Origin of the sequence: Burkholderia aenigmatica, from assembly GCF_902499175.1 — a bacterium.
Taxonomy (GTDB): domain Bacteria; phylum Pseudomonadota; class Gammaproteobacteria; order Burkholderiales; family Burkholderiaceae; genus Burkholderia; species Burkholderia aenigmatica.
Genome location: NZ_CABVQC010000077.1, coordinates 36,691 through 43,102, shown reverse-complemented (window position 1 = coordinate 43,102; position 6,412 = coordinate 36,691). Strand labels below are relative to the sequence as shown.

Below are 6,412 nucleotides of genomic sequence, written 5' to 3'. Positions count from 1 at the left end.
GCGTAGTTCTCGTTTTCGAGCGTGATCACGAACACGTGGCGAATCTGCTGCTGGCCGCTCGCCTGCATCGACGACGACGATCCGCACGCGGTGACGATCAGCGCGACGAGCGATCCGAGCGCGACCACCAGCGTGGCACGCATCCAGTAATGAAAAGACATGGCAGTTCCGAGTTTGGGTATAACGATGGAATGTGGAATTCTGAAAGGCTCAGCCGCTCGAATACGCTTGTTTGATCAGATCGTGTCGCTACATGCCGAGCCGCGTGGCCAAGCCGCCCAGCGGATACACGGGGGAACGGCGGCTGCCCGGATCCGTCATGCTCCGACGGCAGCCACACCCCGCACCCCCTGATTTCCGAGTTCAGGCCAGGGCAAAAAAGGAGGCCGCCGTCGTCCAGTTGACGACTAGATCGCATTGAACGGCAATCAGCAGTCCGCAACGTTTCCCGACCGATTGTGGTCTGGAAATGCATGTCTCAGACAGCAGTTGCCGAGCAACTCGATTTACTTTAGATAGCCAACGTCAAGCGACCGCATTGCTGGCGATACATCGCGAGTAGTAGGCAAGGCTGCGTTTCGGCGTACGCACTTGCGTGACCGGATTGACGTCAATCAGGCCAAACTTTTTCGAGAAGCCGCTGCCCCACTCCCAGTTGTCGAATGCCGACCAGCAGAACACCCCACGCAACTTGACACCCTGCTTATAGGCATCGTGAGCGGCGTTCAGGTAGCTCTTGAGATATTCGATACGAGGCGCATCCTCAACGAAGCCCCCAACCGGCGCCGGATCTTTGATCGCAAAGCCGGTTTCGGTGATGTAGATGTCGGGTGCGTTGTAATCGCGGTGCACGCGCAGCAACATTTCCGACATGCCATAGGGCTCGACCGGGTACGCTTGCGTCTGCGGCTCACCCGCGGGCGATGCGGTCATCGTGAAACCGCCTTTTCCGTCATCCTTCACGAAGAAGCAGTTGTAGTACTGCACACCGAGGAAATCCGGCTTGGCCGCGATCTTCTCCATGTCGCCCGGTTTGACGAGCGATGCGAATGCCTGTTGCAATGGCGCGGGGTAGCCTTTGCCATACAGCGGATCGAGAAACACTCGATGCCAGATCATGTCGAACTGCGCAGCAGCAGCCTGGTCCTTCGGATCGCTTGTTGCCCCATGCACAGGTCGACCGCTGATCGTGGTGCCAATTTGCGCAGGCCCCTTTACGTTTGCTCGCACTGCGTCAAACATCAGGGCCTGAGCCAGATTCTGGTGGTGGACGGCGGCAAACATCGCTGCGGGCGACGCAGCATATGGCGGCATCATGCCTGCACTGTATCCGGCCAGCGCAACGCCGTTCGGCTCGTTGAGCATCATCCAGTTTTTGACACGATCGCCGAGGCGGCGCGAAACGATATCCGCGTAGTCGGCCAGACGATAGGCAATGTCGCGGTCGCGGAAATCCCCGGCCCATGTCGGGATATCCCAATGGAACAGGGTCAGATAGGGCGTCAAGTTGTTCGCAAGCATGGCATCTACCATGCGGTCGTATAGCGCCAATCCTGCTTCATTGATCTTGCCCGAGGCGTCCGGCTGGATACGCGGCCACGCGGTGGAAAACCGGAACGCTTGCAGACCAGCGCCACCGAGCAGCGCCAGATCGCCCGGATAGCGCGTGTCGAATTCGATGTTGCGTGCGTTTGTGGAACCGTCAGAGACCTTACCGGGGGTATCAGCAAACGCGTCCCAAATGCTTGGCCCGCGGCCGTCACGACTTTCAATCTGCGGCGCTGCTGTCGCAACCCCCCAGACGAATCCATCGGCAAACCGCGCAGAGGAATCGATCGAGTCGCCGCCGCACGCGGAGAGCAACCCGCTGCCCAGCACGGCGGTTCCTTGCATCAGAAATCGTCGTCGACCTTGACCTGATGTGGCATTCATTTCCTGTTCCAGTTTTCTGAAAATTTATTCGGATGACTAATAACCAATGGGCCGGTTACGAATTTCTTTGTATGAACGTTTAATTCGGCGTTGATGCGTTGATCGTCATGTGAAGGTCAAGCCTGCAAAGATGGCTGCCTACCGGGCTACACCGACCTCGTTATCTCCAAAGCAAGAACGCGACAGCGGAGAAACTTTGAAAACACCTTCAACAAAATGTTCGAACCGAACCAGGCGCTGTTGTCGTTGCTTCGATCGCATGCGACCACGCCTAAAGCCGCGCCGAGGGCGACACAGGTGGCAAACAGCCAGCCTGCCCGAAGAGTTTTGTTCATCAGGTGGGGCGTTGTCGTCGTGCGGGTCGCGCCGGTGCAGCAGCTCGCAAGCCTGCGCGGACAAGATTTAAACAAACATGTATGTTTTATTTGTGACATGCGACGTGCTCGCCGTGGCGCCGGGATCGGGCTTGCGCAGTTCACGTACAATCACGCCCATGCGCACACAAGCCGAGAGAAGTACGTCCACGAGGGAGCTCCTGATCAAGGCAGCCATTACGCTGCTGAACGAGCAAGGCTACGCGGCCTTTGGAGAAGCTCGGGTGTGTGAAATGGCGGGAATCAGCCGGGGCGCGCTGCGCTATCACTTTCCGGCCGGGCGTTACGACCTGCTGCCTGCCGTTGTGGCGCATCTGCTTGACAACGATGCGGCGACGAAGGAAACGCTCGGCCCCATGTCGCCCGCTACGCGGCTTCACTTGTCGCTCCACATGGTGCTGCGGCTCGGCCGGCGCCACCCGTCTTTGGCATTGTTCGAAATCTGGATGGCGGCGCGCGGCGACGACCGCTTGAGCAAACGCATCGAACCGCTATACGCCGCAGTGCCAGAACGCGTATATGGAATGGAGCCTCGCGATCACTCCGATCCTGAACTTTTGGCTTTGCAGTTGTTACTTCATGGCTTGGTGGTGCAGTCTTTTGGGGTTCACAACGATCGTGATCAAATGGACAAGGCTGTGGAATTGCTGTTGAACAAAGTGAAGCCACCCAAGGAATTACCTGAATTGCTGGCACGTATGGAGTCGCAAATAACCCGCGCGCACCAGCCGTAATCGGGTTGCGCGTCGCGTAGGCAGGACACCCGGAGCAGGTCACCGTCCCGCTGGTCGCTGGCGAAGCGCACGTCGCGCTTGCAACGGCGGCAGAGACCGCAGGTCAACTTGCAACATGCGGGCTCTCGGAAAAGATGTCCTTGGGCACGGAAATTCTCAGAAAACTCGTCTTGGGGAATGTCGCGACCCCGCCTGGGTGCATCGACGAAACCTGGCGACAAACAATGCCGTGGAAGTGCGTTTCGGCGTCCGGCGGCACCGGTCAGCTTGTGCCACGAGTCGTGCAAATACCGTGCATCGAGCAATCTGTCATAGATCCTGACGTCGCCCGTGACGTAAGCGAGCTGCCCAGCCAGTCAAGACGGTGCTGGGGACTCGCTTGCCATAAAGCCGTAAATGATGATTGCCGGAAGGCGCCTAGATCGCGATAGCTTGAGCCGGCACATCGGCTCTGCATTTCGCCGCAATCTCGTTCGGTGTCACGAGGTCAGCCGCCGATATGTCGCCTTTTATTCAAAGACAACTTATCGAGACTGCGGACATCTTTTCTGAGAGCCCACAACACCAACGTCCCGCAGCAACCATCCCGCCCTTTACCCCGTACCGGCAATCGTCAAACCAACTGTACCGGTACTGTACAGAAAACCGTCGCTAAACTGACCTCCATCCCAGTCCAGAATCGAATGGAGAATCCGCGATGGAATTCCTCACCCTGAGCGCGCTGCCAGCCGGCATGCTGTTCGCGCTCGTCACGACGATCACGCCCGGCCCGAACAACACGATGCTGCTCGCGTCCGGCGTCAATTTCGGTTTCCGCCGCACCATGCCGCACTTGTGCGGCATCAGCATCGGCGTCGCGATCCTGATGCTCTGCGTCGGCTTCGGGCTCGGCGAGGTATTCAAGCGCGTCCCGCTGCTCTACACGATCCTCGAAGCCGCGAGCGTCGCGTACCTGCTGTACCTCGCGTGGCGCATCGGCACGTCGGGCGAAGTAAAGGCGCACGGCGGCAAGCCGCGGCCGATGACGTTCATCGAAGCCGCCGCGTTTCAGTGGATCAATCCGAAGGCATGGATGATGGTGCTGACCGCCGCAACGACGATCCGCCTGTCCGCCGACTACGGGATGAACGCCGCGTGGATGGCCGTCGTGTTCATCCTGATCGGCTTCCCGTGCATCAGCCTGTGGGCTGCGTTCGGCCTCGGCCTGCGCCGGTTCCTGTCGAACCGCCGCGCGTTGCGCATCTTCAACATGACGATGGCCGCGCTGCTCGTCCTGTCGTTGTATCCGCTTGTCGCGCATCTGCTGGCGTAGTGAGCGCTCACCGCGCGCCCGTTGAGATTCGTCCGATGCAGGCGTACCCTTTTGGTACGGGCGCGCGCAACCGTTTCGGCGGTTGCGCCGCTGCTGCCGGGAGAGTGCTGATGAAGCCATTGCTGAGGGCGGGCGAACACATCGAGGGGATGCACTGGATCGCCGAATATCACCCGCTCACGCACGAGATTCGCGTGCTGCGCGAAGACATCGAGATCGGCACCTACGGCGCGCCGCCGACGATGTTCGGCGAAGAGGAAGAGATGGGCGCCGCGAACCTCGCCGATCATCGCAGCCGGGAGGCCGCGCTGCGCGCGTATCTGCGCAACTTCGTGAAGAAACACGACGCGGAAGAATAGCCGGCGGCCCGACGGCCGCCGTATCGACGGGCCGGCGCATCGCACCGGCCCGCGCTGCGCTCAATGCCCGAGCGATTCGATCTTGCCTGCCGGCTGCGTCACGCCATGCGGCCGCGCCATCTGCTTGATCAGCAGCGCGACACACGCGAGCAGGCCCGCGACGGCGATCGTCGCGAACACGCCTGCGAACGAGAAGTGCCGGCGCGTCAGTTCGGCGACGAGGAACGATCCCGCAATCCCGCCGAAGCGGCCGACGCCAAGCATCCATGCAACACCCGTGCCACGCCCTTCGGTCGGATAGAACGCGGCGGCAAGCGCCGGCATCGACGATTGCGCGGTGTTCATCAGCACGCCGGCCACAAACACGACCAGCACGAGCAGCCCGACGTTACCGGCCGCCTGCCCGATCGCATAGACGCTCACCGCGGTCAGCGCGTAGCACACGGCAATCACGCGGTTCGCGTTGAAGCGGTCCATCAGCACGCCGCACAGCACCGCGCCCACGCCGCCGAGCGGGAACAGCGCGGAGATCAGCGTCGCGCTCTTCGGCGTCAGGCCGGCATCCTTCAGCAGGATCGGCATCCAGTTGATCGACGCGTAGAAGATCACGAGCCCCATGAAGTACGCGAGCCACAGCATTACCGAGCCGACGATGTACGAGCGCGACAGCACGACGCCCAGGCCCTTGCTGCCGGTCTGCGGCGCAGCTTCGGTCATCGCGAACGAGCCGGCGTTCAGTGCATCGCGCGAGATTCGCGCGAGCGTCGCGCGGATCCTGTCGACGGCGTGGCCGTTGGCGACCATGAAGCGCACCGATTCCGGCATCTTGAGCAACAGCAGCACGCCGAGCAGCAGCGGCGTCACGCCGCCGAGGATCAGCACGCTGCGCCAGCCGAAATGCGGAATCATCCACGCGGCCAGGAAGCCGCCGAACGCGGCACCGAGCGGGAAGCCGCAAAACATCAGGTTGATCACGGTCGCGCGGCGCTTGTCCGGGCAAAACTCGCCCATCATCGTAACCGCGTTCGGCATCGCCGCGCCCAGCCCGACGCCGGTGATGAAGCGCAGAATCGTCAGGTGCCCGATCGTGGTCGAGAAGGCGGACATCAGGCATGCGACGCCGAACAGGAATACCGAGCAAAGCAGCAGCGAGCGGCGCCCGAGCTTGTCGGACAGCGGGCCCGACACGAGCGCGCCGCACGCGAGGCCGAACAGCGCGGCGCTCAGCACCGGTGCGAGATCCGGTTTGGTGAGGTTCCATTCGCCGAGCAGCGACGGCGCGATGAAGCCGATCGCGGCCGTGTCGAAGCCGTCGAGCAGCACGATCACGAAACACATGAGGAATACGAGCCATTGAAAACCGCCGAACGGCTGCTCGTTGATGAAGGTCTGGACATCGACCACGGGTGTGCGATTCATCGCTAGTCTCCTGTGTCGATCCAGGTTAGCGCTTTAGCGCTTACCTGGATCCCATGCCATGCGGTCGATCCAGGTTAGCGCTTTAGCGCTTACCTGGATCCCATGCCATGCGGTCGATCCAGGTTAGCGCTTCAGCACTTACCTGGATCCCATGCTTCGCGGTCGATCCAGGTTGACGCCTTAGCGCCTACCCTGGTCGCATGCATAGCTAATTGTTTATAAGCGACGCGACCTCGTAACCGCGTCTTGCCTTTGTTCGCGCACCAGCCATCCGGTACGCCG

The 6,412-nt window shown here is 61.1% G+C and carries 5 protein-coding genes; 3 read left to right on the top strand and 2 right to left on the bottom strand.

The window, feature by feature from the left end; all coding sequences use genetic code 11:
- Positions 1-525 precede the first annotated feature (525 nt).
- Positions 526-1,932 carry a glycoside hydrolase family 1 protein gene (locus BDO18943_RS36235; RefSeq protein ID WP_175025964.1) on the bottom strand — a complete coding sequence of 469 codons (1,407 nt, stop codon included), beginning with the start codon at positions 1,930-1,932 and terminating at the stop codon, positions 526-528.
- A 493-nt stretch (positions 1,933-2,425) separates the two neighbouring features.
- On the opposite strand from BDO18943_RS36235, the gene BDO18943_RS36230 reads away from it, so the two are divergent.
- From BDO18943_RS36230 to BDO18943_RS36220, 3 genes are all read left to right on the top strand, one after another.
- Positions 2,426-3,040 (top strand): TetR/AcrR family transcriptional regulator, encoded by a 615-nt coding sequence (locus BDO18943_RS36230; RefSeq protein ID WP_175025963.1) that lies wholly within the window; start codon positions 2,426-2,428, stop codon positions 3,038-3,040.
- A 697-nt stretch (positions 3,041-3,737) separates the two neighbouring features.
- A complete protein-coding gene (locus BDO18943_RS36225; RefSeq protein ID WP_043186113.1) occupies positions 3,738-4,352 on the top strand; it encodes a LysE family translocator in 615 nt (204 codons plus the stop codon).
- Between the two features lie 110 nt (positions 4,353-4,462).
- On the top strand, positions 4,463-4,711 hold the full coding sequence (locus BDO18943_RS36220) for a hypothetical protein (RefSeq protein WP_043186116.1): 249 nt from the start codon (positions 4,463-4,465) through the stop codon (positions 4,709-4,711).
- 60 nt (positions 4,712-4,771) lie between these two features.
- Here the strand turns inward: BDO18943_RS36220 and BDO18943_RS36215 are convergent, their stop codons facing one another.
- Positions 4,772-6,130 (bottom strand): MFS transporter, encoded by a 1,359-nt coding sequence (locus BDO18943_RS36215; protein ID WP_175025962.1) that lies wholly within the window; start codon positions 6,128-6,130, stop codon positions 4,772-4,774.
- Positions 6,131-6,412 lie beyond the last annotated feature (282 nt).